General features: G+C 71.8%; 24 protein-coding genes. 15 read left to right on the forward strand and 9 right to left on the reverse strand.

What is annotated here, in order from left to right; genetic code table 11:
- Positions 1-42: 42 nt before the first annotated feature.
- A complete protein-coding gene (locus ACULK2_RS01320; protein WP_445969771.1) occupies positions 43-612 on the reverse strand; it encodes a hypothetical protein in 570 nt (189 codons plus the stop codon).
- 501 nt (positions 613-1,113) lie between these two features.
- Here ACULK2_RS01320 and ACULK2_RS01325 point away from each other — a divergent pair.
- The 5 genes from ACULK2_RS01325 (at position 1,114) to ACULK2_RS01345 (ending at position 6,651) form a co-directional block, all read left to right on the forward strand.
- Positions 1,114-1,917 (forward strand): maleylpyruvate isomerase N-terminal domain-containing protein, encoded by an 804-nt coding sequence (locus tag ACULK2_RS01325; RefSeq protein WP_445969772.1) that lies wholly within the window; start codon positions 1,114-1,116, stop codon positions 1,915-1,917.
- A 254-nt stretch (positions 1,918-2,171) separates the two neighbouring features.
- Positions 2,172-3,944, forward strand: a complete 1,773-nt coding sequence (locus ACULK2_RS01330; RefSeq protein WP_445969773.1) for a circularly permuted type 2 ATP-grasp protein — start codon at positions 2,172-2,174, stop codon at positions 3,942-3,944.
- Positions 3,938-4,867, forward strand: coding sequence for an alpha-E domain-containing protein (locus ACULK2_RS01335; RefSeq protein ID WP_445969774.1), 930 nt, complete (start codon positions 3,938-3,940; stop codon positions 4,865-4,867). Before ACULK2_RS01330 ends, ACULK2_RS01335 begins: the two co-directional genes overlap by 7 nt.
- Positions 4,864-5,709, forward strand: coding sequence for a transglutaminase family protein (locus ACULK2_RS01340; protein WP_445969775.1), 846 nt, complete (start codon positions 4,864-4,866; stop codon positions 5,707-5,709). Before ACULK2_RS01335 ends, ACULK2_RS01340 begins: the two co-directional genes overlap by 4 nt.
- Before the next feature lie 93 nt (positions 5,710-5,802).
- The gene (locus ACULK2_RS01345) at positions 5,803-6,651 is read left to right on the forward strand and encodes an alpha/beta fold hydrolase (RefSeq protein ID WP_445969776.1); all 849 of its coding nucleotides are present in this window, start codon (positions 5,803-5,805) and stop codon (positions 6,649-6,651) included.
- Positions 6,652-6,683: 32 nt separating this feature from the next.
- Here ACULK2_RS01345 and ACULK2_RS01350 read toward each other — a convergent pair whose 3' ends face one another.
- Positions 6,684-7,346 (reverse strand): histidine phosphatase family protein, encoded by a 663-nt coding sequence (locus ACULK2_RS01350; RefSeq protein WP_445969777.1) that lies wholly within the window; start codon positions 7,344-7,346, stop codon positions 6,684-6,686.
- A 158-nt stretch (positions 7,347-7,504) separates the two neighbouring features.
- Between ACULK2_RS01350 and ACULK2_RS01355 the strand changes: the two genes are divergently transcribed.
- The 3 genes from ACULK2_RS01355 (at position 7,505) to ACULK2_RS01365 (ending at position 10,441) form a co-directional block, all read left to right on the forward strand.
- Positions 7,505-8,740, forward strand: coding sequence for a glycoside hydrolase family 6 protein (locus ACULK2_RS01355; RefSeq protein WP_445969778.1), 1,236 nt, complete (start codon positions 7,505-7,507; stop codon positions 8,738-8,740).
- Between the two features lie 147 nt (positions 8,741-8,887).
- Positions 8,888-9,937: a lipoate-protein ligase LplAB gene (gene lplAB, locus ACULK2_RS01360; RefSeq protein ID WP_445969779.1), complete on the forward strand. Its 1,050-nt coding sequence runs from the start codon at positions 8,888-8,890 to the stop codon at positions 9,935-9,937.
- A 183-nt stretch (positions 9,938-10,120) separates the two neighbouring features.
- On the forward strand, positions 10,121-10,441 hold the full coding sequence (locus ACULK2_RS01365; protein WP_445969780.1) for a hypothetical protein: 321 nt from the start codon (positions 10,121-10,123) through the stop codon (positions 10,439-10,441).
- Between the two features lie 62 nt (positions 10,442-10,503).
- Here ACULK2_RS01365 and ACULK2_RS01370 read toward each other — a convergent pair whose 3' ends face one another.
- Both ACULK2_RS01370 and ACULK2_RS01375 read right to left on the reverse strand, forming a co-directional pair.
- The gene (locus tag ACULK2_RS01370; protein WP_445969781.1) at positions 10,504-11,049 is read right to left on the reverse strand and encodes a flavodoxin family protein; all 546 of its coding nucleotides are present in this window, start codon (positions 11,047-11,049) and stop codon (positions 10,504-10,506) included.
- Between the two features lie 107 nt (positions 11,050-11,156).
- Positions 11,157-11,783 carry a TetR/AcrR family transcriptional regulator gene (locus ACULK2_RS01375; protein ID WP_445969782.1) on the reverse strand — a complete coding sequence of 209 codons (627 nt, stop codon included), beginning with the start codon at positions 11,781-11,783 and terminating at the stop codon, positions 11,157-11,159.
- Between the two features lie 123 nt (positions 11,784-11,906).
- Here ACULK2_RS01375 and ACULK2_RS01380 point away from each other — a divergent pair, with 123 nt between their 5' ends.
- From ACULK2_RS01380 to ACULK2_RS01390, 3 genes are read left to right on the forward strand one after another with little or no spacing between them, the layout of a single operon-like run.
- A complete protein-coding gene (locus ACULK2_RS01380; RefSeq protein WP_445969783.1) occupies positions 11,907-13,355 on the forward strand; it encodes an APC family permease in 1,449 nt (482 codons plus the stop codon).
- Complete coding sequence (locus tag ACULK2_RS01385) at positions 13,352-15,079, forward strand: amidohydrolase (protein WP_445969784.1); 1,728 nt, start codon at positions 13,352-13,354, stop codon at positions 15,077-15,079. Before ACULK2_RS01380 ends, ACULK2_RS01385 begins: the two co-directional genes overlap by 4 nt.
- Before the next feature lie 34 nt (positions 15,080-15,113).
- The gene (locus ACULK2_RS01390; protein WP_445969785.1) at positions 15,114-16,088 is read left to right on the forward strand and encodes a DNA-methyltransferase; all 975 of its coding nucleotides are present in this window, start codon (positions 15,114-15,116) and stop codon (positions 16,086-16,088) included.
- A 26-nt stretch (positions 16,089-16,114) separates the two neighbouring features.
- Here the strand turns inward: ACULK2_RS01390 and ACULK2_RS01395 are convergent, their stop codons facing one another.
- From ACULK2_RS01395 to ACULK2_RS01415, 5 genes are all read right to left on the reverse strand, one after another.
- The gene (locus ACULK2_RS01395) at positions 16,115-17,140 is read right to left on the reverse strand and encodes a LacI family DNA-binding transcriptional regulator (RefSeq protein WP_445969786.1); all 1,026 of its coding nucleotides are present in this window, start codon (positions 17,138-17,140) and stop codon (positions 16,115-16,117) included.
- Between the two features lie 59 nt (positions 17,141-17,199).
- The gene (locus ACULK2_RS01400) at positions 17,200-18,645 is read right to left on the reverse strand and encodes a GH1 family beta-glucosidase (RefSeq protein ID WP_445969855.1); all 1,446 of its coding nucleotides are present in this window, start codon (positions 18,643-18,645) and stop codon (positions 17,200-17,202) included.
- Between the two features lie 26 nt (positions 18,646-18,671).
- The gene (locus ACULK2_RS01405) at positions 18,672-19,589 is read right to left on the reverse strand and encodes a carbohydrate ABC transporter permease (RefSeq protein WP_445969787.1); all 918 of its coding nucleotides are present in this window, start codon (positions 19,587-19,589) and stop codon (positions 18,672-18,674) included.
- Positions 19,586-20,620: a carbohydrate ABC transporter permease gene (locus ACULK2_RS01410; protein ID WP_445969788.1), complete on the reverse strand. Its 1,035-nt coding sequence runs from the start codon at positions 20,618-20,620 to the stop codon at positions 19,586-19,588. Before ACULK2_RS01410 ends, ACULK2_RS01405 begins: the two co-directional genes overlap by 4 nt.
- A gap of 85 nt (positions 20,621-20,705) precedes the next feature.
- The gene (locus ACULK2_RS01415; RefSeq protein WP_445969789.1) at positions 20,706-21,974 is read right to left on the reverse strand and encodes an ABC transporter substrate-binding protein; all 1,269 of its coding nucleotides are present in this window, start codon (positions 21,972-21,974) and stop codon (positions 20,706-20,708) included.
- Positions 21,975-22,274: 300 nt separating this feature from the next.
- Between ACULK2_RS01415 and ACULK2_RS01420 the strand changes: the two genes are divergently transcribed.
- The 4 genes from ACULK2_RS01420 to ACULK2_RS01435 all read left to right on the forward strand — a co-directional run bounded on the left by ACULK2_RS01420 (position 22,275) and on the right by ACULK2_RS01435 (position 26,946).
- Positions 22,275-23,009, forward strand: a complete 735-nt coding sequence (locus ACULK2_RS01420) for an amidase domain-containing protein (protein ID WP_445969790.1) — start codon at positions 22,275-22,277, stop codon at positions 23,007-23,009.
- Positions 23,009-23,809: a M15 family metallopeptidase gene (locus tag ACULK2_RS01425; protein ID WP_445969791.1), complete on the forward strand. Its 801-nt coding sequence runs from the start codon at positions 23,009-23,011 to the stop codon at positions 23,807-23,809. Before ACULK2_RS01420 ends, ACULK2_RS01425 begins: the two co-directional genes overlap by 1 nt.
- Positions 23,802-25,199, forward strand: a complete 1,398-nt coding sequence (locus ACULK2_RS01430; protein WP_445969792.1) for an MFS transporter — start codon at positions 23,802-23,804, stop codon at positions 25,197-25,199. The genes ACULK2_RS01425 and ACULK2_RS01430 overlap by 8 nt, the downstream gene beginning before the upstream one ends.
- Positions 25,200-25,335: 136 nt before the next feature.
- The gene (locus ACULK2_RS01435; RefSeq protein ID WP_445969793.1) at positions 25,336-26,946 is read left to right on the forward strand and encodes an amidase domain-containing protein; all 1,611 of its coding nucleotides are present in this window, start codon (positions 25,336-25,338) and stop codon (positions 26,944-26,946) included.
- Positions 26,947-26,982: the final 36 nt, after the last annotated feature.

The following is a 26,982-nucleotide window of genomic DNA, read 5'->3' on the forward strand; positions in this document are numbered from 1 at the left end:
GCGTCGCCGCAACCTGCAGGTCTACCGGCGCATCGACGGTGTCTACTCGACAACGACGACGTAGGCGTCGTGAGTTTCAGCCCAGTCGGTAGCCGCCGCGACCATCGCGGCTTGGTCGCTGGTGCCTCCTAGCTCGGTCCCGCCAGTCTCGTCGACGGATGAGACCGTGCTCCAGGTACCAAAGCCCCAGTAGACGATGACAACGGTACGACCGATCTCGTCGGCGTATGAGCTTGCCACCTCGAGGATGCTTCTCTTGCCTTCCATCGGCGCGAATTCGTCATCGGTCTGTGTCTGTGCCGCGCCGGGGGCCGCGTCGGCGGCGATCTGGTCGATGAGCGGCTGAGGGAGGGGTTGTCCGGGTGTCACTACGACGACGGTGCCGTCGTGAAGGGTGATGTCGCGGGGTGCATTCCTCGCGAGGACCTGCTTCTCGTGCTCGGAGAGCTCGCCGTCCCCGTCGGTGTCCCCTTCGATTGGAACGGGGGCGTCCGCGTTCGAGGTCGTGTCGGTGTCGGGCAGGGAGGAGGCGTCCGCAGTGGTACAGCCAGTGAGCAGGGGGAAGATCAGCAGCGCGGTGAGGGCGGCGCGGCTCGTTCGGGTCTTCATCACGCCCTGAACCTATCGACTCGGAGGCCTCTCTGGCATGGCGATCCACAGGGTTCGCCGCGGCCGGTGCGGCTTCGATCGCCGTCGTGCGCGCGCGAAGCACCCCGACAGGCAGGCCGTGCCCGATAGCCGGTCCATCAGTAGCCCAGCACCACAGTTGTGGACGGTTGTTGCGGGTGGGTAGCGACCATCACCCGCATCAACTGTCAACACGGTGGTGCGGCGCATGCGCCGGTCCATCAGTAGCCCAGCACCACAGTTGTGGACGGTTGCTGCGGGTGGGCAGTGACCATCACCCGCATCAACTGTCAAGACGGTGGTCCGGCGCGTGCGACATCGGAGATCGGTGCACGCCGATCGACGCAAGCGCCGATGCGGCGGGGCTGGAATCTCGCCATGGCAGATTCGCAGATACCCCGCACGCGCTTCTGCCCGATCGAGGCGCCTTCATCGCACAGGGCCGGGTCTCGCAGCTGTCGGCTCGCACGGTGGTAGAAAACCGGAGTGCACCCGTGTCTCACGTTCGCTGATCATCTCCGGCTCATCGACGAACGGTCCGCCGCGTTCCGCGCTGCGATCGAGGCGGCGCCCGGCCTCGACGTGCCCGTTCTGACCAGCGATCCGAATGCCCCTCCCGGGCGGACGCTGTTCGATCTCGTGCACCACGCCGGCATGGGCCGGCGCAAGACCGCCGCGATCGTCGCCGCCGGGCCTGCAGGCGGTCCCCCGGAGAAGTCCGCATGGGAGGACGGTGCCGGTGCTCCCCGGGAGCGCGACGCTCTCCTGGCCTGGTGGACCGAGTCGGTCGAGCGACTGACGAGCACGCTGCGCGAGGCCGGCCCGGATCGCCCGTGTTGGACGTGGTGGGACGACTCGCCGTCACCGCAGACCTCCGGAGCGTGGGCGCGACGCCAACTTCCTGAGATCGCGGTGTACACCTACGATGCCCAGCTCACCGTCGGTGACCCTCAACCGATTCCAGACGAGGTCGCCCTCGACGGGTTCGACGACTGCCAGTTCACCCTCTGCGCAACGACGGTTGCCTGGCCGCACGAGCCCGCCGTCGTCGACTACCACGCCACCGAGGGCTCGTCGTGGCGACTCCGGCTCGACCGTGACGGTGCACGAGTCACCCGCCTCGGCGCGCCCGCTGCAGGCGAGGACCCACCCGCGGCCGACGTCTCCGCCCGCGGTACAGCCAGTGAGTTGGTCCTGTTCTTCTACGGCCGCATCCCCATGGATCGCCTCGAGCTCGACGGCGACCGCCGCATCTTCGACCAGCTCATCGCCTGGGACCCGTCCGTATGACCGCCCCTTCGGATTTCTCGACGCAGTGAGGTGCCCAACCGATCACAGCAGCGGCGCTGCGCGTGCTGTCGGCATCCGGGGGCATCGGATTCGAGACACCAGAACTCTGGTGAGGAACGGTGGCGGGACGCCCCGAATCTGTGGAGAGACCTGGTGGCCGAGGAGGTTCGCTCTCAGTGCGGGCCCCCATGCCCGATTCCCGCCCGACGCGTGCCGGTAACCGGGCTGAAACACCCAGCTGGAACCCTCGGGACATGGGAAGCCTCTTCGACGGATACGCGGCGACGCGGTCGCGCAGGCGGAGTCGCGCCCGGCCGTGGGACGAGATGTTCCCCGCCGACGCCGTCACCGTGCGCGAGCCGTACCGCGAGCTCTACCCCGCGCTCGCGCGCATGACCCAGGACGAACTGCGCGGCCGGACCGACGCGCTCGCGAGCAGCTACCTCGCGCAGGGCGTCACGTTCGACTTCGCCGGCGAGGAGCGCCCCTTCCCGCTCGACGCCGTGCCGCGCGTCATCGCCGCGAACGAGTGGAACGTCGTCGAGGCCGGCGTCGCGCAGCGCGTGCGCGCGCTCGAGCGGTTCCTCGGCGACGTCTACGGCCGGCAGGACGCGGTCCGAGACGGCGTCATCCCCGCCGCGCTCATCAGCTCGTCGAACCACTTCCACCGGCAGGCGGCGGGCATCGAGAGCGCGAACGGCGTGCGCATCCACGTCGCCGGCATCGACGTGATCCGCGACGAGATCGGCGACTGGCGGGTCCTCGAGGACAACGTCCGGGTGCCGAGCGGCGTGAGTTACGTCATTTCGAACCGGCGCGTGATGGCGCAGACGCTGCCCGAGCTCTTCACCTCCATGCGCGTGCGGCCGGTCGGCGACTACCCGAATCGCCTGCTCCAGGCGCTCCGCGCGAGCGCGCCGGAGGGGGTCGACGACCCGACCGTCGTCGTGCTCACGCCCGGCGTCCACAACTCCGCGTACTACGAGCACACCCTGCTCGCGCGCCTGATGGGCGTCGAACTGGTCGAGGGCCGCGACCTGTTCTGCTCGGGCGGCCGCGTGTGGATGCGCACGACCGCGGGCCCGACCCGCGTCGACGTCGTCTACCGGCGCGTCGACGACGAGTTCCTCGACCCGCAGCAGTTCCGCCCCGACTCCGTGCTGGGCGCGCCCGGGCTCATGCTCGCGGCGCGCCTCGGCCACGTCACGATCGCCAACGCGGTCGGCAACGGCGTCGCCGACGACAAGCTCGTCTACACCTACGTGCCCGACCTCATCCGCTACTACCTCGGCGAGCAGCCCATCCTGCCGAATGTCGACACCTGGCGGCTCGAGGAGCCGGAGGCGCTCGCAGAGGTGCTCGACCGCCTCGACGAGCTCGTCGTCAAGCCCGTCGACGGGTCGGGCGGCAAGGGCCTGGTGGTGGGGCCGGATGCCTCGAGGTCGACGCTCGCGGAGCTGCGCGGTCGACTGCTCAAGGACCCGCGCGGCTGGATCGCCCAGCCGGTGGTGCAGCTCTCGACCCTGCCGACGCTCGTCGAGGACGGTATGCGGCCACGGCACGCCGACCTGCGACCCTTCGCCGTCAACGACGGGGAGGACGTCTGGGTGCTCCCCGGCGGGCTCACGCGCGTCGCGCTCCCCGAGGGGCAGCTCGTCGTGAACTCCAGCCAGGGCGGCGGCTCGAAGGACACCTGGGTGCTCGACGACTCGGTGACGACGGGCCCCATCGCGGGACTCGTGCCGAGCCCGCGGCCCGAGGGCGGCGGCGCGCGCGTCGGGGCGATCGTCGCCGACCAGGCGACCGGCGCCGCGTCCGCGGGCGCCGGCGGCGCGGCATCCGCCCCACTGACCGCGACCGCGATCGCGAACGCCACGAGCCCGATCGTCGAGGTCGAGCAGGCCGCGCACCACCGCAGTCACCGGCCCGAGTCGTCGCCGCAGGACGAGGACGCCCCGGTCCGCCAGCAGCAACAGCAGCAACAGCAGTCACGATCGTCGACCAGCGAGGAGGCGCCGCCATGCTGAGCCGCATCGCCGAGAGCCTGTTCTGGATCGGCCGCTACATCGAGCGGAGCGACGGCACCGCGCGCATCCTCGACGTGCACCTGCAGCTCCTGCTCGAGGACCCGTGGATCGACGAGGACTCCGCGTGCCGCGCCCTCATGGCCGTCATGGGCAGCGAGCCCAACGAGGACGTCGCGCTCGGCCCGCAGGACGTGATCGCGCTGCTCGCGGTCGATCCGCACCATCCGGCCTCCATCGCGCACTCGGTCACGGCGGCCCGCGAGAACGCGCGCCGCGCGCGCGAGATCGTCTCGACCGAGCTGTGGGAGGCGCTGAACCACACCTATGCGCGCATGCCCCGGCACGTGGCATCCGACAAGACGCACGAGTTCTTCCGCTGGGTGCGCGACCGTTCCGCGCTCGCGATCGGGGTCGTCGACTCCGCCTCGAGCCGCGACGAGGCATGGCACTTCTTCAGCCTCGGGCGCGCGATCGAGCGCGCCGACATGACCGCGCGCCTGCTCGCGACGCGCTCGCTCACCGAGGCGAGCGGGCCGAGCTGGACGACGATCCTCCGCAGCTGCGGCGGGTACGAGGCGTACCTGCGCAGCTACCGGGGTGTGCCGTCGACGCTCTCGGCGGCGGAGTTCCTGCTGCTCGACCGGCTCTTCCCGCGCTCGATCATCTCGAGCGTCATCCGCGCCGAGGAGTCGTTGCGCGAGATCGACCCCCGCGCCGGGCGGGTCGGCGTGACCGACCAGGCCCAGCGCCTGCTCGGGCAGATCCGTTCGGAGCTCGAGTACCGGCCGATCGGCGACATCCTGTTCGACCTGGCCGGGAACATGGAGCGCGTGCAGGAGGTCGTCTCCGCGGGCAGCGACGCCATCCGGCAGCGGTACTTCCCGGCGAGCGTCGTGCCGGTCTGGATCGGGGAGGTCTCGTGAGTCGGCTGCGCATCGTCCACCGCACCGGGTTCGCCTACGCCGAGGAGGCGACCGCGTCGTACAACGAGGCGCGGATGCTGCCGCACTCCGGCGGCGAGCAGTTCGTGCTCCATGCGGCGCTCGACATCCGCCCCGGCGCGACCCAGCACGCCTACCTCGACTACTGGGGCACGCGAGTCTCGACGTTCGAGGTGCTGACCCCGCACCGGGAGCTCTCGGTCACCGCGACGAGCGTCGTCGAGGTGCGCCCGCTGCCCGGCCGCGGGCCCGAGCCGACGTGGGAGGAACTCGCCGGCATCCGCGCGTCGAGCGTGCCGTTCATCGAGTACACGACCCAGACGGATGCCACGGAGCCGCCGCCCGAGGTCGCCGCGCTCGCCGCCGAGATCGCCGCAGAGGGCATGCCCGTCGGCGAGACCGCGCTCGAGATCTCGCGGGCCATCGGCGACGCCGTCGAGTACGTCTCGGGCGTGACCGCCGTGAACTCGACGGCGCGCGAGGCGTGGGCCGAGCGAAAGGGCGTCTGCCAGGACATCGCGCACCTCGCGGTCGGCGCGCTGCGCTCGGTCGGCATCCCCGCGCGGTACGCGTCCGGCTACCTCCACCCCGACCGCGAGGCACCGGTGGGCGTCACGGTGACGGGCGAGTCGCACGCCTGGGTCGAGTGGTTCGCGGGCGCCTGGCGCGGGTACGACCCGACGAACCTCGCCGAGGTGGGCGAGCTGCACGTGCTCGTCGGCCGCGGCCGCGACTACGCCGACGTCGCCCCGCTCCGCGGGGTGTACGCCGGCCCCGGAGCGTCGGAGCTGTTCGTGTCGGTCGAGGTGACGCGGGAGGCCTGACCGGGCGGGGACGCCGTGCGATGTCCACCCGGTGGTCGCGGGCGGCGTCGCGCCGCGGCATCCGCTCGTGTTCCCGGATGACAGGATGAGCGCATGCCGACGTTCACCGACCCCCAGGGCGTGCGAATCCACTACGAGGCCTGGCGCGTGCCCGAGCCGGTCGCGGTCGTGCAGCTCGTGCACGGCGTAGGCGAGCACATCGGTCGCTACGGCCCGCTCGTCGAGGCGCTGAACTCCGCCGGCTACTCGGTCTGGGCCGACGACCACCGCGGGCACGGGCAGACCGGCTTCGAGCAGCACGGCGGCGACCTCGACAGGATGGGCAGGCTCGGTCCGGGCGGGCTGCGCGCGGCGATCCACGACGTGCATCTCTTCACCGGCGTCATCCGCGAGACCGAGGGCGACGAGGTGCCGCTCGTGCTGCTCGGGCACTCGTGGGGTTCGCTCATGTCGCAGATCCTGCTCGAGCGGCACCCCGACGACTGGGATGCGGTGGTCCTCACCGGCACGGCGTACCGGACGCCGATCCACATGAACTCCGGCGACCTGAACCGGCGACATCGGCACCTCGGCACGACCGGCCTCGAGTGGCTCTCGCGCGATCCCGCGGTGGCGGAGGCGTTCGCCGCCGACCCGTACACGACCGCCGTGCCGCTGCAGGAGCTGTTCGGTCTCGTCGAGGCGGCACGCCTGCTCGGCCGCCCGCGGCGGAACCTCCCCGAGGAGCTCCCGCTGCTCATCATGGTCGGCTCGGACGACTCGCTCGGTGGCGAGAAGAGCGCGCTGAAGCTCGCGAACGCCTACGCCGAGCGGGGCGGCCTGGCAGACGTCACCCTCACGGTCTACGAGGGCGCCCGCCACGAGATCTTCAACGAGACCAACCAGGCGGAGGTGCGCGCCGACCTCATCGCCTGGCTCGACGCCCGCTTCGCCGTCGACTGACGTGCCCTCGTCGACGTGCGACGGATGCCGCGTCAGCGGAGCGCAGGGACGTTGAAGCCGATCAGCCGCGGCTGGACGCGCCCGTGGACCCGCTCGAACCGCACCTCGGTGATCGCGCCGTTCAGCACCTCGGGGAAGAGGTCCCGGTACCGGTCGGGATCGATGCCGAGCCACTCGCACAGCAGCAGCCGGAGCAGCGTGCCGTGGAACACGACGAGCACCCGCCGACCGCGGCGCGACGCCGCCGACCCGCCGACCGTCGCATCGCCGACGCCGAACTCCTCCACGAGCTCCTGCAGCGCGGGCGCGGCGCGGGCGACGCCGTCGATGCCGGCCTCTCCACCCGGCAGCGGGCTGTGCGCCGGTCGTCGTCCGAACGCCGCCCAGGCCTCCGGTATCCGCTCCGCCAGCTCGGCCGGCGACCGTCCCTCGCCCTCGCCGAAGTCGATCTCGACGAGCCGCGCGTCGGTGCGCAGCTCGACGCCGGCCGCTGCGGCTGCGGGCTCGGCCGTGAAGCGCGCTCGGGACAACGTCGACGAGACGACGGCCGAGAGCCGGGCGCGCGACGCCCACTCGGCGAGCAGGTCGGCCTGCGCGAGCCCGCTCGCGGTGAGGTCGACATCGGACCGGCCGGCGTAGCGGTGCTCGCCGTGCCACACGGTCTCGCCGTGGCGGGTCAGGTAGAGCGTCGTCATCGCTTGCGTTCCTTCGCGGTGTGCCGGCGGATGCCTCGTGGCCGAGCCTACGCCCGCGCCATCCACGCCTCTTGACAGCCGCGCGGCGGCGCGGCAGGCTGTGCACCGTGAGAGCGCTCTCACGGCGTCAACGACGACCGAACTGCCAGGAGGAACCGATGAAGCTTCCGCACCATCCGAAGACGCTCGCCGGAGGAGCGGCCGTCGCCGTCGCGGCGCTCGCGCTCGCGGCATCCCCCGCCTACGCCGCGAACGACGTGCTGTCGCCCGAGGCGATCCTCTGGACGAACCCGGCGAGCACCACGATCGAGGCCGCCGCCGCGCTCGACGGCGACGCGCGAGCCGACGCGCTGCTCCTCGGCTCGTTCCCGAGCGCGACCTGGATCAACGGCGGCACCCCGATCGAGGCCAAGCAGGACGTCAAGCGCGTCGTCGCCGCGGCCCACGCCGCCGACGAGGTGCCCGTCCTGGTCGCCTACAACATCCCGTTCCGCGACTGCGCCCAGTACTCCGCGGGCGGCGCGACCACCGTCGAGGAGTACACGGCGTGGATCGACGGCTTCGCCAAGGGCATCGGCAACAAGGACGCCGTCGTCATCCTCGAGCCCGACGGACTCGGCATCATCCCCTGGTACACCACGATCAACGGGCAACTCGAGTGGTGCCAGCCGGCCGAGGCGGATGCCGCCACCGCGGCGGACGAGCGCTTCGCGATGCTGAACCACGCGGTCGACGCGTTCGCGGCGCTGCCGAACACGGCCGTCTACCTCGACGGCACGCACTCCGCATGGCTCGGCGTCGGCGACATCGCCGACCGCCTGATCAAGGCCGGCGTCGAACGCGCCGACGGCTTCTTCCTCAACGTCTCGAACTACGAGACGACCGAGCGCCAGCAGAAGTACGGCACGTGGATCTCCGAGTGCATCCACCTGGACCTCGACACGTGGTGGCAGCGCGAGTGGTGCGGCAGCCAGTACTACCCCGCGAACCCGGCCGACTTCTCGACCTGGGTCCTGACGGATGCCGCCTACGACCAGGCCTACGCCGACACCGGTCTGGAGCGCGATCCCGACGCCCAGGCGCACTTCGTGATCGACACGAGCCGCAACGGCGTCGGACCGTGGACGCCGACCGAGGTCCACCCCGACCCGCAGGTGTGGTGCAACCCGCCGGATCGCGGCCTGGGCCTCCGCCCGACGACCGACACCGGCGCCGAGCTCATCGACGCCTACCTGTGGGTCAAGGTCCCCGGCGAATCCGACGGGCAGTGCCTGCGCGGCACCCCCGGCCCGGAGGACCCGGAGCGGGACATGGTCGACCCCGCGGCGGGCCAGTGGTTCGTCGAGATGGCCGATGAGCTGATCGCGAACGCGATGCCGCCGGTCGCCCCGTAGCGCGGTCGCCCCGGAGCCCCTCGAAGGGGCGGGAGTCGGCGCACCCCACCCATCGCCTGCGCCGACTCCCGCCCGCCGGGCGCCCCCTCAAGCAGCGGGGCGCGCCCGCAGCGACCGCCCGCGCCGCGGCATCCGTAGGCTTGACCCATGCACGGTGAGTACAAGGTCCCCGGCGGCAAGCTCGTGGTCGTCGACTTCGACGTCGTCGACGGCACCATCCGCGATGCCCGGGTCGCCGGCGACTTCTTCCTCGAACCCGACGAGGCGCTCGACGACCTGAACCGGGCGCTCGGCGGGCTGCCCGCGGCATCCGACGCCAAGCAGATCGCGGCCGCGATCGCGAAGGGGCTGCGTCCCGACGCGGTCATGCTGGGCTTCTCGCCCGAGGCGATCGCGGTCGCCGTGCGCCGCGCGATGACGGATGCCCGCACCTGGTCGGACTACGAATGGGAGATCGTGCACGACCCCGCCGTGCCGCCGAGGGTGCACCTCGCGCTCGACGAGGTGCTCGCGACGCGCGTCGGCGAGGGGCGGCGGAAGCCCACTCTGCGGTTCTGGGAGTGGGAGGAGTCGGCCGTCGTGATCGGCTCGTTCCAGTCGGTGAGGAACGAGGTCGACCCGGCCGGCGCCGCGAAGTACGGATTCGACGTCGTCCGTCGCATCTCGGGCGGCGGCGCGATGATGATGGAGAAGGGCAACGTCGTCACCTACTCGCTCTACGTGCCCTCCGAGCTCGTGCAGGGCATGAGCTTCGCCGACTCGTACGCCTTCCTCGACGACTGGGTGCTGCAGGGACTGCGCTCGCTCGGCATCGAGGCGACCTACCAGCCGCTCAACGACATCGCGAGCCCGGCCGGCAAGATCGGCGGCGCCGCGCAGAAGCGACTCGGATCGGGCGGCGTGCTGCACCACGTGACGATGGCGTACGACCTCGACAACGCGAAGATGCTCGAGGTGCTGCGGATCGGCCGCGAGAAGATCAGCGACAAGGGCATCGCGTCGGCGGCCAAGCGCGTCGACCCGCTGCGGTCGCAGACGGGCCTCGCGCGCGCCGAGATCATCGAGCGACTCAAGGAGACCTTCGCCGGGCTGTACGGGGCGACGCCCGGGTCGGTCACGGCCGACGAGCTCGCCGAGGCCGAGTCGCTCGTCGACTCGAAGTTCGCCACGCCCGACTGGCTGAACCGCGTCCCCTGACGTGTGCGGCCTCTCGCCCGCGCGAGGCTCCGTTCTCAGGAACGGCCCCCCGATCCGTTCGTCTCTCAGTACGACGCGCCGCCGATCGCAGCGGCGCGCCGGATGACCCCTGGGAAGAGCACCGGGGCCGGGGCTGGGGATGGGCTGAACGTGAGGAGAGATCAGGGCGTCTAGAATCGCCGGGTGGACTGGTGGGTCATCCTGATCATCGCCGGCGCGGTCATCGCGTTCGGCGTGTTCGCCACGCGCAAGGGGTGGATCGACCTGTCCGACAAGACCAAGGCGGGCAAGCCGAGCGGCTCCGCCGTCATGATGATCGGCGATGAGGTCTTCGCGCCGCGCAAGTACGAGGCGCAGGTCGAGGTCGATCGCCAGGCCCGGCTGCCCGTCCCCGCCCCGGTCCCGGGCGACGGCGACAAGGGCATCTCCTTCGCGGCGGCCGACGCCGACGACGACGACCCCGACCGGTTCCGCGGGCGCATCCGCCTCGACGTCGACCGCTGAGCGACGGCGCCTGACGGTGCCCGCCTGCGAGCACCGGGGCAGACGGATGCCGCGGCGCGGCGTCAGGCGTCGGTGAGCGTCGCGCCCCATTCGCGCGCCCGGTCGAGCTCGCCGTCGGCGAGCGGGCCCGAGTACCCGTGCACGCCGAAGGTCCTCGGCGCATCGGCCGGACGGAACCCCTTCGCGACGAGCGCCTTCATCGCCTTCTTCGCCGCGGAGCCCGGCAGCCGAGGCTTCACCGTGCGCGTGTCGAAGGTCGCGACGGCGATCGCCGAGGTCGGCGGGGCGAGCTCGCCGATCCACTCTCGGATCCCGCGCGCCGGGATCTCGGTCGCGCCCTGCTGACGGGCGTTGCTGCGGGTCGACGCGGTCGACATCGCGAAGGCGTGCGTGGGGCCGCCGACCACCACGAGGTCGACGTCCGGGTCGATCGCGGACGGAGCCTCGACCGCCGAAACGACGTCGACCCGCTCGACGCCCGCGCTGCGGCGCAGCCCCTCGGCCGCCGCCTCGGCCAGGGCCCCCGTGTTGCCCCAGATCGTCTCGTACACCACCAGTGCGCGCATCGTCTCCACCGCCCGTCCGTGCGCCGCCGCCTCTCGTGCCATCGGTCACGCTAGTCGCCGGGCGGTGGGGCTCCCGGGACCTTCGGCCGACGGCCGACGCCCGACGCCCGACGGCCGAGAGGCCGACGGCCCGCTCGGACGTTCGGCACTCAGCTCGCGGTCGACTCGGCGCCTGCGGCGACGCTCGGGCAACCCAGGTCGTCGGCGACCGCGCGCATCGCCGCCGCCGCCGTCTCGACGGTCATCAGCGCGTTGCCGCCGACGATGTGCAGCCCGTATGCGTCCTCGAGTGCGACGAAGGTCATGGCGAGCCGGTCGTCCTCGAGTCGCGGGGCGAACACCCCACCCTCCCGACCCGCGCGGAAGATCCGGCGGTAGGTGTCGAGCTGGCGGAGGTAGAGCCGCTGCACGAGCTCGTCGTGCAGGGCCGACGTGCCGGCGAGCACGTCGAACTCGTAGAGCAGGCTCATGAGCGCGTCGTCCGGCCCGCTCGGCAGGCCGCCGTCGATCGCGGCGGCGAGCTGTTCCCGGGGGTCGGCGAGCTCGGCGATGCGCGCGTCGCGCGCGTCGCAGAAGCGCTCGATGCCGGCCGCGTGCGCCTCGACGAGCAGCGCGTCGAGGTCCTCGTAGTAGTAGAGGATCGCACCTCGCGTGAGCCCCGCCTGCGCGGCGACGTCGGTGAGCGAGAGCGACCTGAGCCCGTGCCGGTGGCCCGCGTCGTACGTCGCCTGGATGAGCGCGTCGCGGCGGGCCCGCTGGTTGCGCGGTCGAGCCATGCCTTGACACTAGCCGATCGCCCTGCCACACTCATCGAGTTCATTGACGTTAGTGTCAAATAACTGGTTGACCAGCGTCATCGCCCCCGGACCACGACGTGCTCCCGACGAAGAGAGACCGACATGACCACACCGCCCACCCTCGACACCGCCGCCACGACGACGCACGGCGCGAAGCTCTCGCGCTCGCTCGGCGTCGGCGGCAACGTGCTCATCACGCTCTCCGGCATCTCGCCCGCGTCCAGCGTCTTCATCCTCGGCGGCGCCGCCCTCGCCACGTACGGCACGGGGGTCTTCTGGGGCTTCGCGCTCGCGGGCGTGATCAGCCTGCTCATCGCGCTCTGCTACGCCGAGCTCGGCTCGCGGCATCCGATCGCCGGCGGCGACTACTCGCTCGTCAGCCGGGTGCTGGGGCCCGCGTCCGGTGCCGCGGTGTTCCTCATCAGCCTGGTCACGCTGCCGCTCATCGTCGCGATCTTCGCGCTCGGCGTCGCCGACTACCTCGGCGTCGCGATCGCCGGACTCGACCCGCTGTGGACGGCGATCGTCGTCATCGTGCTCGCGACGGTCACGGCCTGCTTCAACATCCGCGCCAACGCATGGGTCACCGGCGCCTTCCTCGTCGTCGAGATGGCCGCGCTCGCCCTGGTCGCCGTGCTCGGCCTGGTGCAGGTCGAACGACCGATCACCGACCTGCTCGACCCGCAGGCGCTCGACACGGCCACCGGCGGACTCGCCCCGCTCGGCATCGCCGGGCTCGTGCTGGCGATCACGCAGGGCATCTTCTCGTACAACGGCTACGGCGGCGCGATCTACTTCGCCGAGGAGACGCGCAACGCCCGCCGCACCATCGCCCGCGCCGTGATCTGGAGCGCCGTGATCACCGTCGTCGCCGAGCTCGTCCCGCTGACCGCGATCCTCGTCGGAGCCGACTCGCTCGAGGAGCTGTTCGGCGCCGCGCTGCCGGTCGAGACCTTCCTCTCGGCGCGATCGGGCGACGCGGTCACCGTCGTCGTGCTCGTGGCCGTCGCACTCGCGATCGTCAACGCCATCATCGCGATCGCACTCCAGTCCGGCCGCCTGCTCTTCGCCGCCGCCCGCGACCGCGCACTTCCTGGCCCGATCGCCCGGCCGCTGGCCGTCGTCTCGCCGGCGACGCGGATGCCGGTCGCGGCCACCGTGGTCATGGGCGTGTTCGCACTGGCCGCCTGCTTCATCCCGTTCGACGTGCTCCTCAACGCGACCGGCTCGACGCTGGCCTTCAGTTACGGCTTCATCGCGCTGGCCGCCCTCGTCGTGCGCCGGCAGACGGATGCCGCGGCACGGCGCGGCGAGGACGTGACCGGCCTGTTCCGCATGCCCCTCCACCCGCTGGCCCCGGTCGTCTCGCTCATCGCGATCGCCGCGATCTTCGTCATCGGCGTCCTCGATCCCGCGCAGTGGGTCAGCCTCGGCATCGCGATCGGCATCGTCGTCGCCGGCTTCGCCTACTACGGCCTGTACCTCCGCAGGAACCCCGGTACCGCGCACCTGCTCGCGGCCGAGGACGACCACTGGGAGCCGGCGAAATGAGCCTCGACCTCCTGATCACCGGCGCGCGCGTGCGCACCTTCGATCCGCTCGCTCCGTGGGCCGAGGCCGTCGGCGTCGTCGGCGGGCGCATCGCCTGGGTGGGTGCCGCGGCCGACGCCCCGGCCGCCGCCCGCACGATCGATGCGAACGGGCGGCTCGTGACGCCGGGCATCATCGACAGCCACAACCACCTGCTCCTCGGGTTCGACGAGGACGCGGTGTCGCTCGAGGGGGCGACCACGCTGGCCGAGGTGCGGCGACGCATCGCGGCGTTCGCGGCCCGACGTCCGGACCTCGCGTGGATCTGCGCCGAGAACGCCGTCTACTCGATCGTCGAGGGTCGCCGGCCGAACGCCCGCGACCTCGCCGGCCTCGATCCGCTCGGCCGGCCGATCCTCGTCACCACGTACGACCAGCACTCGGTCTGGCTCGACGCGCACGCCCTCCGCGCCCTCGGCGTCGCCGACGGCGGCGCCCTCGCCTGGGGCCGCCCGGAGCGGGACGAGCAGGGAGCGGCCACCGGCTGGGTCACCGATTTCTACACCAGCGCCATGACGGTGGCCGGGCTCGCCGCGCTGCAGCGCGACATCCCGATGTACTCGCCCGAGCGGCGCTACCGCAAGCTGCAGGGCAGCATGCGGATGGCGACCTCGCTCGGCATCACCACGGTCGTCGAGCCCCAGGTGCCGCTCGCCGAGCTGCCGCTCTTCGAGCGCGCGCTCGCCGAGGGCGTGCTGACCTCGCGCGTGATCGCGGCGCTCTTCCACCCGGTCGGGGCGGATGCCGCGTTCCGCGCCGAGCTGCGCACCGCGGTCGACCGTGCGGCCGGGTCGCCCGACCCGGAGGGGCTGCTCCGGCTCGGCCCCCTCAAGCTCTACGCGGACGACGTGATCGAACCCCACACGGCGCTCATGCTCGAGGACTACGCGAACCGCCCCGGCGTGCGCGGTCGCCCGTCGTATCCCGGCGACGCCGGGCGCGAACTGGTGGGCGTCATCACCGAGCTGGACCGACTGGGCTTCCAGACCCACACTCACGCGACCGGCGACGGCGGCATCCGCCTCGCGCTCGACGCGATCGAGCGGGCCGGCCGCGCGAACGGCACGGTCGACCGGCGGCACGGGATCGTGCACGTGGAGTGCCTGCACCCCGACGACCTGGCGCGGTTCGCCGAACTCGGGGTGACCGCGGCGATGCAGCCCCGGCACTGCTCGCCCGACCTGGTCGCCGGCACGTGGATGGAGAACGTCGGCGAGGAGCGGTGGAGCCGCGCCTGGCGATTCCGGAGCCTGATCGAGTCGGGAGCGACGGTCGCGTTCTCGAGCGACTGGCAGGTCGGCGAGATGGACCCGCTGGTCGGGCTGTACTCCGCTGCGACGCGGGCCGGGCTGGACGGCTCGGCGGCGTGGACCGCGGCCGAACGCGTGGGACTCGATCGCGCGCTCGAGGCGTACACGGCGGGTGGCGCCCGCGCCTGGCACCTCGAGTCCACGCGCGGGCGGGTGACGCGTGGGACGGATGCCGACCTGGTCATCTGGTCGGGCGACCTGTACGACCACGCGGGCGACCCGGCGGGCGTGCTCGGCGAGCACGCCGAGCTCACGATGGTCGGCGGCCGACTCGTGCACTCGACGGGCGCGGTGGCGGATGCGGTGGGCGGGTTCGCAGGGGACGACCCCGTCGGCACGGCACCGGTCGGGGACGAACACGTGCACGTCCACTGAACGAGGCTCGGCCCGCCGCTGGCAGACTTGAGCGGTGTCCGCCGACGAACCCGACCGCGTCATCCACGCCGACAACCTCGACGTGCTGCGATCCTTCCCCGACGGCCGGTTCACGCTCGTCTACCTCGACCCGCCGTTCAACACGGGTCGCCAGCAGGCGCGGCGATCGCTGCGCCACGTGCGACACGGCATGACGGATGTCGCGGCGCCCGCGCCATCCGCCATCGACGTCGCACCGGTCGCCGACGCCGCCGGGCTCCGTGCCGGAGGGGTGCCGCCCGTCCCCGCCCCGGCGGTCGCCGCATCCGCCGACCCGCGGCGGCTCACCGTCACCGGCTTCGGCGGCAAGCGGTACGAGCGCATCCGCGGCGACCTCATGCGCTACGACGACCGGTTCGAGGACTACTGGGGCTTCCTCGAGCCGCGGCTCGTCGAGGCGTGGCGCCTGCTCGCCGACGACGGCACGCTCTACCTGCACCTCGACTACCGCGAGGCGCACTACGCGAAGGTGCTGCTCGACGCGTTGTTCGGCAGGGAGTGCTTCCTCAACGAGCTCATCTGGGCGTACGACTACGGCGCGAAGTCGAAGCGGCGCTGGCCGACCAAGCACGACACGATCCTCGTGTACGTGAAGGATCCGGAGGCGTACTTCTTCGACTCCGATGCCGTCGACCGCGAGCCGTACATGGCGCCAGGGCTGGTCACCGCCGAGAAGGCCGCGCGCGGCAAGCTGCCGACGGATGTCTGGTGGCACACGATCGTCTCGCCGACCGGGCGCGAGAAGACGGGGTACCCGACGCAGAAGCCCGAGGGCGTGCTCCGCCGCATCGTGCAGGCGTCGAGCCGGCCGGGCGACTGGGTGCTCGACGCGTTCGCGGGCTCAGGCACGACCGGCGCGGTCGCCCGCGCGCTCGGCCGCCGCTTCGTGCTCGTCGACGAGCACGCCGACGCGATCGAGGTCATGCGTCGCCGGTTCGCGGATGCCGCGGACGTCCGGTTCGACGCCTGACGTGCGCCGCGCCGTCCGCTCGGAGGCTACGCCGACGCCCGGCGCACGAGCCGCGTCGGCATGATGTTGCGGTGCGGTACGTCCTCGCCCGCGAGCAGCCGCACGAGCAGGTCGGCCATCATGTAGCCCATCTCCTCCGACGGTTGGTAGACCGTCGTGAGCGGGATCGCCGACGACGTCGCGGCGGGGCTGTCGTCGAAGCCGACCACGGCGACGTCGTCGGGCACGAGCCGCCCCCGCTCGCGGAGCACCGCGAGCGCGCCGGTGGCCATGAGGTCGCTCGCGACGAAGATCCCGTCGAGGTCGGGCACGCGGTCGAGCAATCGCCGCGTCGCCGCCACCGCACCCGCGACGGAGAAGTCGGCCGTCTCGACGGCGTCGTCGGGCATGCCGGCGGTCTCCATCGCGCGCCGGAAGCCCGCGAGTCGGTCCACGGCGGCGGGCATGTCGAGCCGGCCCGTGATGGTGCCGATGCGGCGGCGGCCGATCGCGAGGAGGCGCTCCGTCGCGGTCATCCCGCCCTCGAGGTTGTCGACGTCGACGAAGATGTCGTCGTCGGCGATGTTCGGCGGACGTCCGCCGAAGACCATCGGCATCTCGTGCGCGGCCTCGTGCAGGAGATGGTCGCCCTCGTGGTGCGAGACGACGAGCGCGCCGTCGACGACGCCGGAGCGCAGGTAGCGCAGGGTCTTCCGGTTCGGGTCGCTCGTCGACAGCAACAGGTTCAGCACGTACTCGCTGTCATCGAGCCGGCGGGTGATGCCCTGAACGATCGCCGCGAAGTACGGGTCGCCGAAGAACATGCGCGTGTCCTCGGGCACGACGAGCCCGATGGCTCCCGACGTCCGGCTGGCGAGCGAACGCGCCGCCCGGTTCGGCACGTAGTTGAGCTTCGCGATGGCCGCGTTCACCGCACGGGCGACCTCGGGGGAGACCTTCGGCGAGCCGTTCACGACGCGGCTCACGGTCGCGCGCGACACGTTCGCCTCACGCGCGACCATCTCGAGGGTCGGCGCAGACGAGCGCGCCCCGGAACCGCCTGCCCCCTGCATGCTGATCAGTCTATTTCCGGCAGTCACGGGTTCGGTCCGGGGCGCGCTCGTCGGGTCGCTCAGCGAGCGGATGCCGCGGTCAGGCCGCGGTCGCGGATGACGCGCCGGTACGCGTGTCCGCTGTCCTTGACGGTGCGTTCCTGGGTGTCGTAGTCGACCCGGACGAGACCGAATCGCTTGTCGTAGCCCCAGGCCCACTCGAAGTTGTCGAGGATCGACCAGTAGAAGTAGCCGTGCACCGGCGTGCCCTCGTCGATCGCGTCGAGGACGGCCGAGAGATGCCCGAGCAGGAACTCGGTGCGCTCCGCGTCGTGCACCGCGCCATCCGGTGCCACCTCGTCGTCGTAGGCCGCACCGTTCTCGGTCACGAACAGTCGCACGCCGGCCGGCCCGGCGTACTCGCGGTGCACGCGGCCGAGCAGCTCGCGCAGCCCGTCGGGCTGCACCTCCCAGCCCATGCCCGTCTGCGGCAGGTCCTGCGAGTGGAAGTGCACGCCCTCGGCGGCCGGGAACGGAGAGCGCGTCGGCCGGTCGGTGGGCGCCTGGCCGCCGAGCGGGTGCTCCGCGGGGCGGTCGCTGACGTACTCGCCGTGGTAGTAGTTCACGCCGAGTGCGTCGATGGGGGTCGAGATGACATCGAGGTCCCCCGGCAGGATCGCGTCGCGCAGTCCGAGGTGCCCGACGTCGGCGAGCAGGTCGCCGGCGTAGTGGCCGCGGAAGATCGGGTCGAGGAAGACCCGGTTGAACTGGCCGTCGATGCGGCGGGCGGCGTCGAGGTCGCCGGACCGGGTCGGGTCGACGGGCTTCGCGACGGTGAGGTTCAGCGTGATGCCGAGCTCGAGCGATGCGTCGCGCTCGCGGAGCGCCTGCACCGCGAGGCCGTGCCCGAGCAGCAGGTGGTGCGCGGCGCGCAGTCCCGCCCCGACGTCCTGCCGGCCCGGCGCGTGGGCGCCGCCCGTGTAGCTGAGGAACGACGAGCACCACGGCTCGTTGAGCGTCGTCCAGACCTTCACGCGGTCTCCGAGGGCGTCGTGCATCGTGAGCGCGTAGTCGCGGAACCGGAGCGCGGTGTCGCGGTTCGCCCAGCCGCCCTGCTCCTCGAGCGCCTGCGGGAGGTCCCAGTGGTAGAGCGTGAGCCACGGCAGGATGCCCTGCTCGAGCAGTTCGTCGACGAGGCGCGAGTAGAAGTCGACGCCCTTCGGGTTCACCGGGCCGCCGTCGGGGTGCACGCGCGCCCACGACGTCGAGAACCGGTAGGTGTCGAGGCCGAGCTCCTTCATGAGCGCGACGTCGTCGCGGTAGCGGTGGTAGTGGTCGCACGCGACATCCCCGTTGTCGGCGTTGATGACCGCGCCGGGCACGCGGCTGAACGCGTCCCAGATCGAGTCGGTGCGGCCGTCCTCGTGGGCGGCGCCCTCGATCTGGTAGGCGGCGGCCGCAGCGCCGAGGAGGAAGCCCTCGGGGAAGCGGCGCACGGCCGACGGTGCCGCCGCGGCATCCGGCATCGCGGTGGTGGTGGGCTGGATGGTGGTCATCCCTTGACGGCTCCTTGCATGATTCCTGAGACGAGCTGCTTGCCGGCGACGACGAACAGCAGGAGGAGGGGAATGGTCGACAGCAGCACGCCCGCGAGCACGATCGAGTAGTCCACGAAGTAGTTGGACTGCAGGAGCGAGAGGGCGACGGGCAGCGTCGGGTCGGTGCGGTCGAGCACGATGAACGGCCAGAAGAAGTTGTTCCAGGCCGTGACGAAGGTGAAGAGGCCGAGCATCGCGGCGGCCGGCCGGGCGGCGACGACGCCGACGGTCCAGAACGTGCGGATCATCGAGGCGCCGTCGACGCGGGCCGCCTCGATGAGCTCGTCGGGCACCGCCTGGCGGAGGTACTGCGTCATCCAGAACACGCCGAAGGCGCTCGTGATCGCCGGGACGATGATCGCGCCGATCTGCCCGGTCCAGCCGAGGTCGGCGAACAGGATGTAGAGCGGCACGACGCCGAGCTGGGTCGGAACGGCCATCGTGGCGACGACGAAGACCAGCAGTGCCTTCGAGCCGCGGAACCGCAGCTTCGAGAACGCCCACCCGGCGAGCGTCGACGTGATGACGACGGATGCCGCGATCAGCGCCGAGCTGTAGATGGAGTTCCACAGGGCGGGCCAGAAGTTCACGGCCGGATCGTTCAGCACGGCGCCCGCGTTGGCGAGGAAGTTGCCGCCGGGCCACCACGAGAAGTCGGGCGAGTTGATCGTCGTCGCATCGCCGGAACCGATGAGGAACGACCAGTAGAAGGGGAACAGCGAGCCGAGGAGCACGACGCCGAGGCCCGCGTAGACCCAGAACCCCGCGCGGCGGCCCCTGATCCGCGTCGTCCGGTTGCGCCGGCGCTGCGGCGTGTCGGGGATGCTCGACTCGGTGATGGTCAGCGCGGCGGGCGAGTTCAGGGAGCTCATGCGCGCACTCCCTTCTTCTGCTTGCCGGCCTTCGGGGCGCGGGTGCCCTCGCCGCGGACCAGCGAGCGGGTGACCGCGAGGTTGATGAGGCCGATGACGAGGATGATGAGGAAGAGGATCCAGGCGAGCGCGGCGGCCCGTCCGAAGTTCCACTCGCCCCAGCCGATGTTGTAGAGGAACAGCGTGATCGTGAGCCACTGCTGCGCCGGCCCGCCCTCGCCGGTGTTGTCGAACATGCGCGGCTCGTCGAAGATCTGCAGCCCGCCGATCGTCGAGGTGATGATGACGAAGATGAGCGTCGCCTTGAGCGAGGGGAGCGTGATGCTGAGGAACTGGCGGAATGCGCCGGCGCCGTCGACCGTCGCGGCCTCGTAGTAGTCGCGCGGGATCGCCTGCATCGCGGCGAGGAGGATCAGGGTGTTGTACCCGGTCCAGCGGAAGTTGACCATCGTGGCGATGGCGACGTGGCTCCAGAACGGGTCCTTGTGCCACTGGATCGCCGGGAGGCCGAGGTCGGTGAGGATGCCGTTCACGAGGCCGTGGTTGTCGCCGAACATGTTGCTGAAGATGAGGGCGACCGCGACGGGCGCGATGACGAACGGCACGAGCACGCTCATGCGCCAGAACGTCTTCGCCCGGATGTTGCGGTCGAGCATGGCCGCGATGAAGACGGCGGCGACGAGCTGCGGCACGCTCGAGAGCAGGAAGATGCTGAACGTGTTGCGGAGCGCCGTCCAGAACTGCGGGTTCTGCAGGATCCAGACGTACTGGTCGAATCCGATGAACTCGCCCGAGTTGCGGACCAGGTCCCAGTCCATGAGCGAGATGACCGCCGTGTAGCCGATCGGGAAGAGTCCCACGATCGCGAACATGATGAAGAACGGCGAGATGTAGAGGTACGGCGAGAGCTTGAGGTCCCACCGGCTGAGGTTCTGGCGGAACGACAGCACGCGCACGCTGCTGCGGGCGGGCGGTTCTGCCGGGTCGGGCTGGGGCGCCGACACCGTCGGGCGCGTCTGCGTCGAGGTCACGATGGCTCCGAATCAGGGGAGGGGCGGATGGGTCGAGGCGAGGTGTGCGGGCCGGGTCGCCCCGACCCGCACACCCGTGGCGGGGCTAGAAGGCCTCGACCTCGGCGACCCAGGTGTCCCACGAGGACTGCTCGTCCTCGGAGCCGTCGAACACGCGGTTGACCGCGTTCTGGAGGGCGTCGTGGTACTTGAAGTAGTCGGCGTCCTTGTAGGGGGCGACCGTCACCGCGGCGGCGCGGTTCGAGAGGATCTCACCGCTCGGCGCGTCGTTGAAGTACTCGTTGGTGGCGCTTGCGAGCTCGTCGCCCTCGAGAGCCTCGAGCTGGCTCGGGAAGGTGCCGGCGTTGGCGAAGGCCTTCATCTGCGTCTCGGGGCTGGTCAGCCAGTCCGCGAGCTCGAGGGCGGCCTCGACGTTGTCGCCGTCGGCGGGGACGGTCAGGTACGAGCCGCCCCAGTTGCCGCCGCCGTTCGGGAAGACGTCGGCGATGTCCCAGCCGGTGACGTCCGCAGCGTTGCCCGAGATCACGCCGAGCATCCAGCCCGGGCAGAGCATCGTGGCGAACTCGCCGTTGGCCATCGAGGCGAACCAGTCGTCCGACCACTGGCCCGAGTAGGCCGAGTTCGGGATGGCGCGCTCGGTGACGAGCTTGTAGGCGTTCTCGATCTCGGGGTTCGAGGTCGCGATCACGTTGCCGTCGGGCTCGGTGTAGGTGTACTCGATCTGGTTCACGATGCCCTGGAGGACCGAGTTGGCCGAGTCGATCATCGGCTTGCCGGTGGCCTCGCGGTACTGGTCCGCGACGTCGAGGAAGTGCTCCCAGTCGCCGTCGAAGAGCTCGGCGACCGACTCGCGGTCGCTCGGCAGGCCGGCGGCCTCGAACAGGTCGGCGCGGTAGCAGATGCCCTGCGGGCCGATGTCGGTGCCGAAGCCGACGAGGCGGCCGTCGGCGTCGGTGGCAGCGGCCTCCTTCCAGTCGAGCCAGCGGCCCTTGACGCTGTCCGGAGCCTCCGCGAGCAGGTCGGAGTACTGCATGGCCTCGGCGAACCAGTCGATCTCGACGGCCTCGATGTCGGCGAGGCCGCCCTTGCCGAGCTTCTGGAAGTAGTTGGCGCGGGCGTCGCCGGACTCGGCGGCGCGGTTGTGGACGATGGTGACGTTCGGGTGCTCGTCCATGTACTCCTGGAGGAGCTCGTCGGTGTAGCCGAAGTCGTTGAACGTCGCGACGGTCAGCTCGACCGGGCCGCTGTCCTCGGAGGCGGCGTCGTCGCCCGCGGCGCAGCCGCTGGCGACGAGGGCGAACGATGCGGCGCCTGCGATGGCGGCGATCGCCTTGGTGCGTCGTGAAAGCTTCACGGTCACTCCCTTGTGTGCGTGGAATCGGATTGCGGGTCGTCGTGCGAGCGTGCGCCACCCGGTGGTGAGAGCGCTCTCACGATGCGGTTCCCGATGCTAGGCATTCGAACGCGGTCATGTCAAGAGAGCGCTCTCACATTCACGCCATCCGGTGCGATCGTGACCTCTCCGTGATGCGGTGAGGACCCGGCCGAGCGGCAGGGACACGCGCCACCGCTCCCATCTCCGGCACCCCGGACGCACCGCTCGCACGCAGGCTGCTCCCGGCATCCTCCGAGCCGCCGCGGCTACCGTGGCGGAGTGCCTCGCCGACTCGCCACCCGCCGCCGCGCCTTCGCCAGCCTCGCCGGCGTGGCGTTCCTCGGCGCGACGTGCCTGGCCGGCTGCGCCGGCATCCCGCCCGTGCCTCCGCAGGTTGCCTCCTCCGACTCCGCTTCGCCGACTCGGAGCGGCCCGCCCGAGACGGATGCGACCGACGCGCCCGGCGACGACGGCGATTCGGACGTCGCCGACGCGGGCTCCGAGGCCGAGCTCGTCGCCGACACCACGAGCGACCCGGACGTGCTCGCCCAACTCGACTACGCTCTCGAGTACTGGTCCGACTACAACGTCGAGGAGTGGGGTGTGCTCGAGGGCAACGACTGCGTCAACTTCACCAGCCAGGCCCTGGTCGCTCGCGGATGGTCGCAGACCGACGAGTGGTACCACGGCGGCGACCCCTACTCGTCGAGCGCGTCGTGGCGCAGCTCGACCGCGATGCACGAGTGGCTCGCCGCGCACCCCGAGCTCGCGACACCGCTCGACGACGCCGACCGCGACCGGGTGCAGCTCGGCGACGTCGTGCAGTTCGACTGGGATCGTTCGGGCGACCGCGACCACACCGGGATCGTGACGCGCATCGAGCGCGGCGACGACGGCGAGGTGCGGATCGCCTTCGCCGGCCACACGAAGGACAGCGACTACCGCGACGTCGACGTCGCGATCACCGTCGAGCACCCGGGCGCAGAGGTGTACTACTGGAGCCTCGCCGACTGATGACCCTCGGCTCGAGCGCGTCGCCGCGCGTCCGTCGCAACCGCATGATCGCCGCCGTCATCGGCATGGTCCTCGTCGCCGCAGCGGTCGTCTGGGCGATCGTCGCGCTCACGCCGTCCTCCGGATCGGCGAACCCGACGGCGACGCCGTCGCAGACGCCGACGGCGACCCCCCGCCCCGCGCCGACGGCCACGTCGACCCCCACGCCGGTCGACACGTTCGACAAGGCCGCCCATTCGATCGACGACCCGAACAGCATCTGGGTCGTCGTCGACAAGCTCCGCCCGCTGAACCCGGCCGACTTCGAGCCCGCCGACCTCGTGGTCGTCCCCGTCGCGCACACGTGGGAGCCGCTCATGCGGGCCGAGGCGGCCGACGCGGTCGTGAAGATGTTCCGGGCCGCGTCCGACGAGGCGGGGCTCTCGCTCGCCTCGAACAGCGCCTACCGCTCCTACGAGGCGCAGGAGCGCGTGTACGACAACGACGACGAGCTGACCGCGCGCCCGGGGTTCAGCGAGCACCAGACCGGCCTGACGATGGACATCGGCCCGGCCTCCGGGAACTGCGCGCTCGCGGTCTGCTTCGCCGACACCCCAGAGGGCCAGTGGCTCCGCGACAACGCATACCGGTTCGGGTTCCTGCTGCGCTACCCGGCCGACAAGGTCGCGGTCACCGGCTACCAGTTCGAGCCGTGGCACTTCCGCTACATCGGCACCGACCTCTCGCACGAGATGCGCGAGCAGGGCGTGACCACGCTCGAGGAGTTCTTCGGCCTCCCGGCGGCGCCGGACTATGCCTGACCCGGCAGCGGATGCCTCGGGCCCCGGCAGGTCCGGTCCGGCCCCATCCGGCAGCGCGGTCTCCCGCCCGGCGGTCTCCGACGGGCGGTCCTCGGGTGCGGCCCGGTCGAGCGAGGCCGCGCCCGGCGCGACCGATCGGATGCCGCGGCGCGAGCCCGCGCGCGGCCGCGCGGGCCTGCAGCTCGGCCTGCTGATCGTCAACCAGCTGCTGGCCGGCATCGGCGTCGCGACCGGCATGGCGCTCGCGGCCATCCTCGTCGCCGACCTGACGGGCGTGACCGCACTCGGCGGCCTCTCGCAGTCGGCGAGCGTGCTCGGCGCCGCGATGGCGGCGATCCCGCTCGCCCGCCTCGCGGTGCACTCCGGCCGGCACGTGGCGCTCGCGACGGGGTACGCGTCGTCGGCGGTCGGCGCGGTCCTCATCGTCGTCGCGGCGTCGACGGGGCTGGTCCCCGTCGTCTTCCTCGGGCTCGCCGCGTTCGGCGCGGGTACGGCCGCGGGGCTCCAGGCGCGGTTCGCCGCGACCGAGGTCGCCTCGCCGGGGTTCGAGGCGCGGTCGATGTCGCTCGTGCTCTGGGCGACGACGATCGGGTCGGTCGCCGGACCGCTGCTCTCCTCGACCGGCGACGAACTCGGCAGGGCGGCCGGACTGCCGGCGCTCGTCGGACCGTTCGTGCTCTCCGGCGCGGTGTTCGCCGTCGCGACCCTCATCGCCGGCGCCGTGCTGCGGCTGCCACGGGCCGGTCGGCTGGCAGGCGACGCCGCCGGCGAGGGCTCGAGTGAGCGTGTCGGGTCGTGGACCGCGTTCCGTGCGGCCTTCCGCGACGCGCGCGGTCGCCTGGCGATCCTCGCGATCGTGTGCGCGCACACCGTCATGGTCGGCGTGATGGTCATGACGCCGGTGCACATGACCGGGCACGGCGTCCCCATCGCGATGGTCGGGGTCGTCATCAGCATCCACATCCTCGGGATGTACGCCGCGAGCCCCCTCATGGGCTGGCTCGTCGACCGTGTCGGGGCCCCGCGCGTGATCGCGCTCGGCGGCGCCATCCTGCTCGTCGCCACCCTCATCGGCATCTTCGCCCCGGGCGACTCGATGGTGCTCATCCCGGTCGCGCTCGGACTCCTGGGGCTCGGCTGGTCGGCGGCGCTGATCGGCGGCTCGACGCTGTTGACGACGACGGTCGATCCGGCGTCGCGCGTCGCGCTCCAGGGGGCGACGGACGCCGCGATGAACGTCGCGGCGGCCGCATCCGCGGCCCTCTCCGGCCTCGTGCTCGGACTGGCCGGGTTCGCGGGCGTGAACCTCGTCGCGATCGTGGTCCTCGTCCCGCTCGTGCTCGCCGGGGTCGCGATGGCGCGTCGGGCGCGCCGCAGCCGGACCGCATAGTCCACGGCACCTCACGCGCCATTCGGCCGTGAGCGCGCTCTCACGCTCCTCCCAGTGCGCGCGAGGGATCCTCACAAGAACGCATGATGGGCTGGGCTGTCCCCCGAAACGCCGACACGGAACACCCCCACCCCTCGTGCCCAAGAACTTCCTCCTGCCTGCCCACCGTCGATCCACCTACCGCGCACCCGACCCGGATGCCGCGCGCGACTTCGACCTGACGCAGCCCTCCGCTCGCGCCGAGGCCGACGAACGTCGCGCCGCGGCGCACGCCGAGGCCCGTGCCGATGCCGTGACGCCCGCGGCGGCGACGCCCGGCGCGGAGCAGGTCGACGGCACGCGGCCCGGCGCCGCCCGGTCGACGTTCACCCCGGCGACCTCCTCCGACTCGACCGTGCCCGATCCGGCCGAGCCGAACACCCCGGTCGCCGACATGCCCGCCCTCGGTTCCCCCGCCGAGGACGGCCCGGTCCCGGGTTCCCCCGCCCGGGACATGCCCGCCCTCGGTTCCCCCGCCGAGGACGGTGCCGAGGACGGTCCCGCGGCCGGCGTCCCCGCCGGGACGTCCGTCGACTCGACCGCGCCCGTTCCGGCCGAGCCGACCACCCCGGGTGGGAGCACGACGGACGTCGACGCCCGCACCGGCCGCGTCCGCCCGCTCGGCGAGGGGCACCGCTTCCCGCGGCACCGCGCCGACCGTCGCGGCAACCGTCGGCCCTCGAGCGAGCCCCGACGTTCGCTCCTCGTCGCGTGCGCCGTGTTCCTCCTCGGCGGCGCCGTCGTCGGCGGCGCGCTCGTGAACGGCGCGGGGGAGCGTGCGATCGCGGACGCCTCGCCCGGGGACGCCGCGATCGACGAGCTCGACGCATCCGCTGCCGACGACGTGGTGATCCCGCCCGCCGACGATGACGACCGCCCGGTCGTGACGACCGAGCTCTCCGCGAGCGAGGCGCCCTTCACCGGCGGGACCCGGGTGACCGTCGAGGGCCGCAACCTCGACGAGGTCGCCGAGGTCACCGTCGCGGGCAGCCCGGCCGAGATCATCGAGTCGGACGCCATGACGATCACCTTCGCCATCCCGGCCGTCGACGATTCCGTGCGCGGCGACGCCGACGTGGTCCTCGCCGACGCCGACGGGTCGGCGATCGACGTCGAGGTGCCCGTGGCATCCGCCCCCGCCTCGATCACCACGTCGCTCCAGGGCGTCGTCGAGGCATCCGCCCCGTTCGAGGCCGACGAGGTCGACCGCGCGCCGCTCTCGATCACCTACACCGACGACGCCCGCATCGATGCCCAGGTCGAATACGTGCTCGCGCACTGGTCGAACTACAACACCGCCCAGTACGCCGTGCTGAGCGGCGTCGACTGCGCCAACTTCGCGAGCCAGTCGCTCATCGCGCGCGGCTGGAAGATGGACGCCGCCTGGAACTACGACCGCGGCACCGGGCAGATGACCAGCGCCTGGTCGAGCTCGACCGCGCTCCGCGACTACCTGCGCACGCGCACCGACGTCGCGACCGAGCTCACCGACGCGCAGCGCGGCGAGGTCAAGGTCGGCGACATCGCCCAGTTCGACTGGGACGGCTCCGGCGACCGCGACCACACGGCCGTCGTCACGCGCGTCGAGCACACGTCCTCCGGGACGAAGGTCTGGGTCGGCGGGCACACCAAGGACGCCGACTACTGGGACGTCGACGTCGCGCTCGCGACGGGCGGCGGCTCGGTGGCGTACTTCTCGCTGAGCTGAGCTGGGCTGGGCTGGGCTGGGCTGGGCTGCGCTGCT

It is taken from the genome of Agromyces molybdatiresistens (assembly GCF_052748445.2).

Excerpts from the sequence above, each read along its gene's own strand:
- ACULK2_RS01330 (WP_445969773.1), top strand. The coding sequence starts at position 2,172 with ATGGGAAGCCTCTTCGACGGATACGCGGCGACGCGGTCGCGCAGGCGG.
- ACULK2_RS01335 (WP_445969774.1), top strand. The coding sequence starts at position 3,938 with ATGCTGAGCCGCATCGCCGAGAGCCTGTTCTGGATCGGCCGCTACATC.
- ACULK2_RS01345 (WP_445969776.1), top strand. The coding sequence starts at position 5,803 with ATGCCGACGTTCACCGACCCCCAGGGCGTGCGAATCCACTACGAGGCC.
- ACULK2_RS01350 (WP_445969777.1), bottom strand. The coding sequence starts at position 7,346 with ATGACGACGCTCTACCTGACCCGCCACGGCGAGACCGTGTGGCACGGC.
- ACULK2_RS01355 (WP_445969778.1), top strand. The coding sequence starts at position 7,505 with ATGAAGCTTCCGCACCATCCGAAGACGCTCGCCGGAGGAGCGGCCGTC.
- lplAB (WP_445969779.1), top strand. The coding sequence starts at position 8,888 with ATGCACGGTGAGTACAAGGTCCCCGGCGGCAAGCTCGTGGTCGTCGAC.
- ACULK2_RS01370 (WP_445969781.1), bottom strand. The coding sequence starts at position 11,049 with ATGGCACGAGAGGCGGCGGCGCACGGACGGGCGGTGGAGACGATGCGC.
- ACULK2_RS01375 (WP_445969782.1), bottom strand. The coding sequence starts at position 11,783 with ATGGCTCGACCGCGCAACCAGCGGGCCCGCCGCGACGCGCTCATCCAG.
- ACULK2_RS01380 (WP_445969783.1), top strand. The coding sequence starts at position 11,907 with ATGACCACACCGCCCACCCTCGACACCGCCGCCACGACGACGCACGGC.
- ACULK2_RS01385 (WP_445969784.1), top strand. The coding sequence starts at position 13,352 with ATGAGCCTCGACCTCCTGATCACCGGCGCGCGCGTGCGCACCTTCGAT.
- ACULK2_RS01395 (WP_445969786.1), bottom strand. The coding sequence starts at position 17,140 with ATGCAGGGGGCAGGCGGTTCCGGGGCGCGCTCGTCTGCGCCGACCCTC.
- ACULK2_RS01400 (WP_445969855.1), bottom strand. The coding sequence starts at position 18,645 with ATGCCGGATGCCGCGGCGGCACCGTCGGCCGTGCGCCGCTTCCCCGAG.
- ACULK2_RS01405 (WP_445969787.1), bottom strand. The coding sequence starts at position 19,589 with ATGAGCTCCCTGAACTCGCCCGCCGCGCTGACCATCACCGAGTCGAGC.
- ACULK2_RS01425 (WP_445969791.1), top strand. The coding sequence starts at position 23,009 with ATGACCCTCGGCTCGAGCGCGTCGCCGCGCGTCCGTCGCAACCGCATG.
- ACULK2_RS01430 (WP_445969792.1), top strand. The coding sequence starts at position 23,802 with ATGCCTGACCCGGCAGCGGATGCCTCGGGCCCCGGCAGGTCCGGTCCG.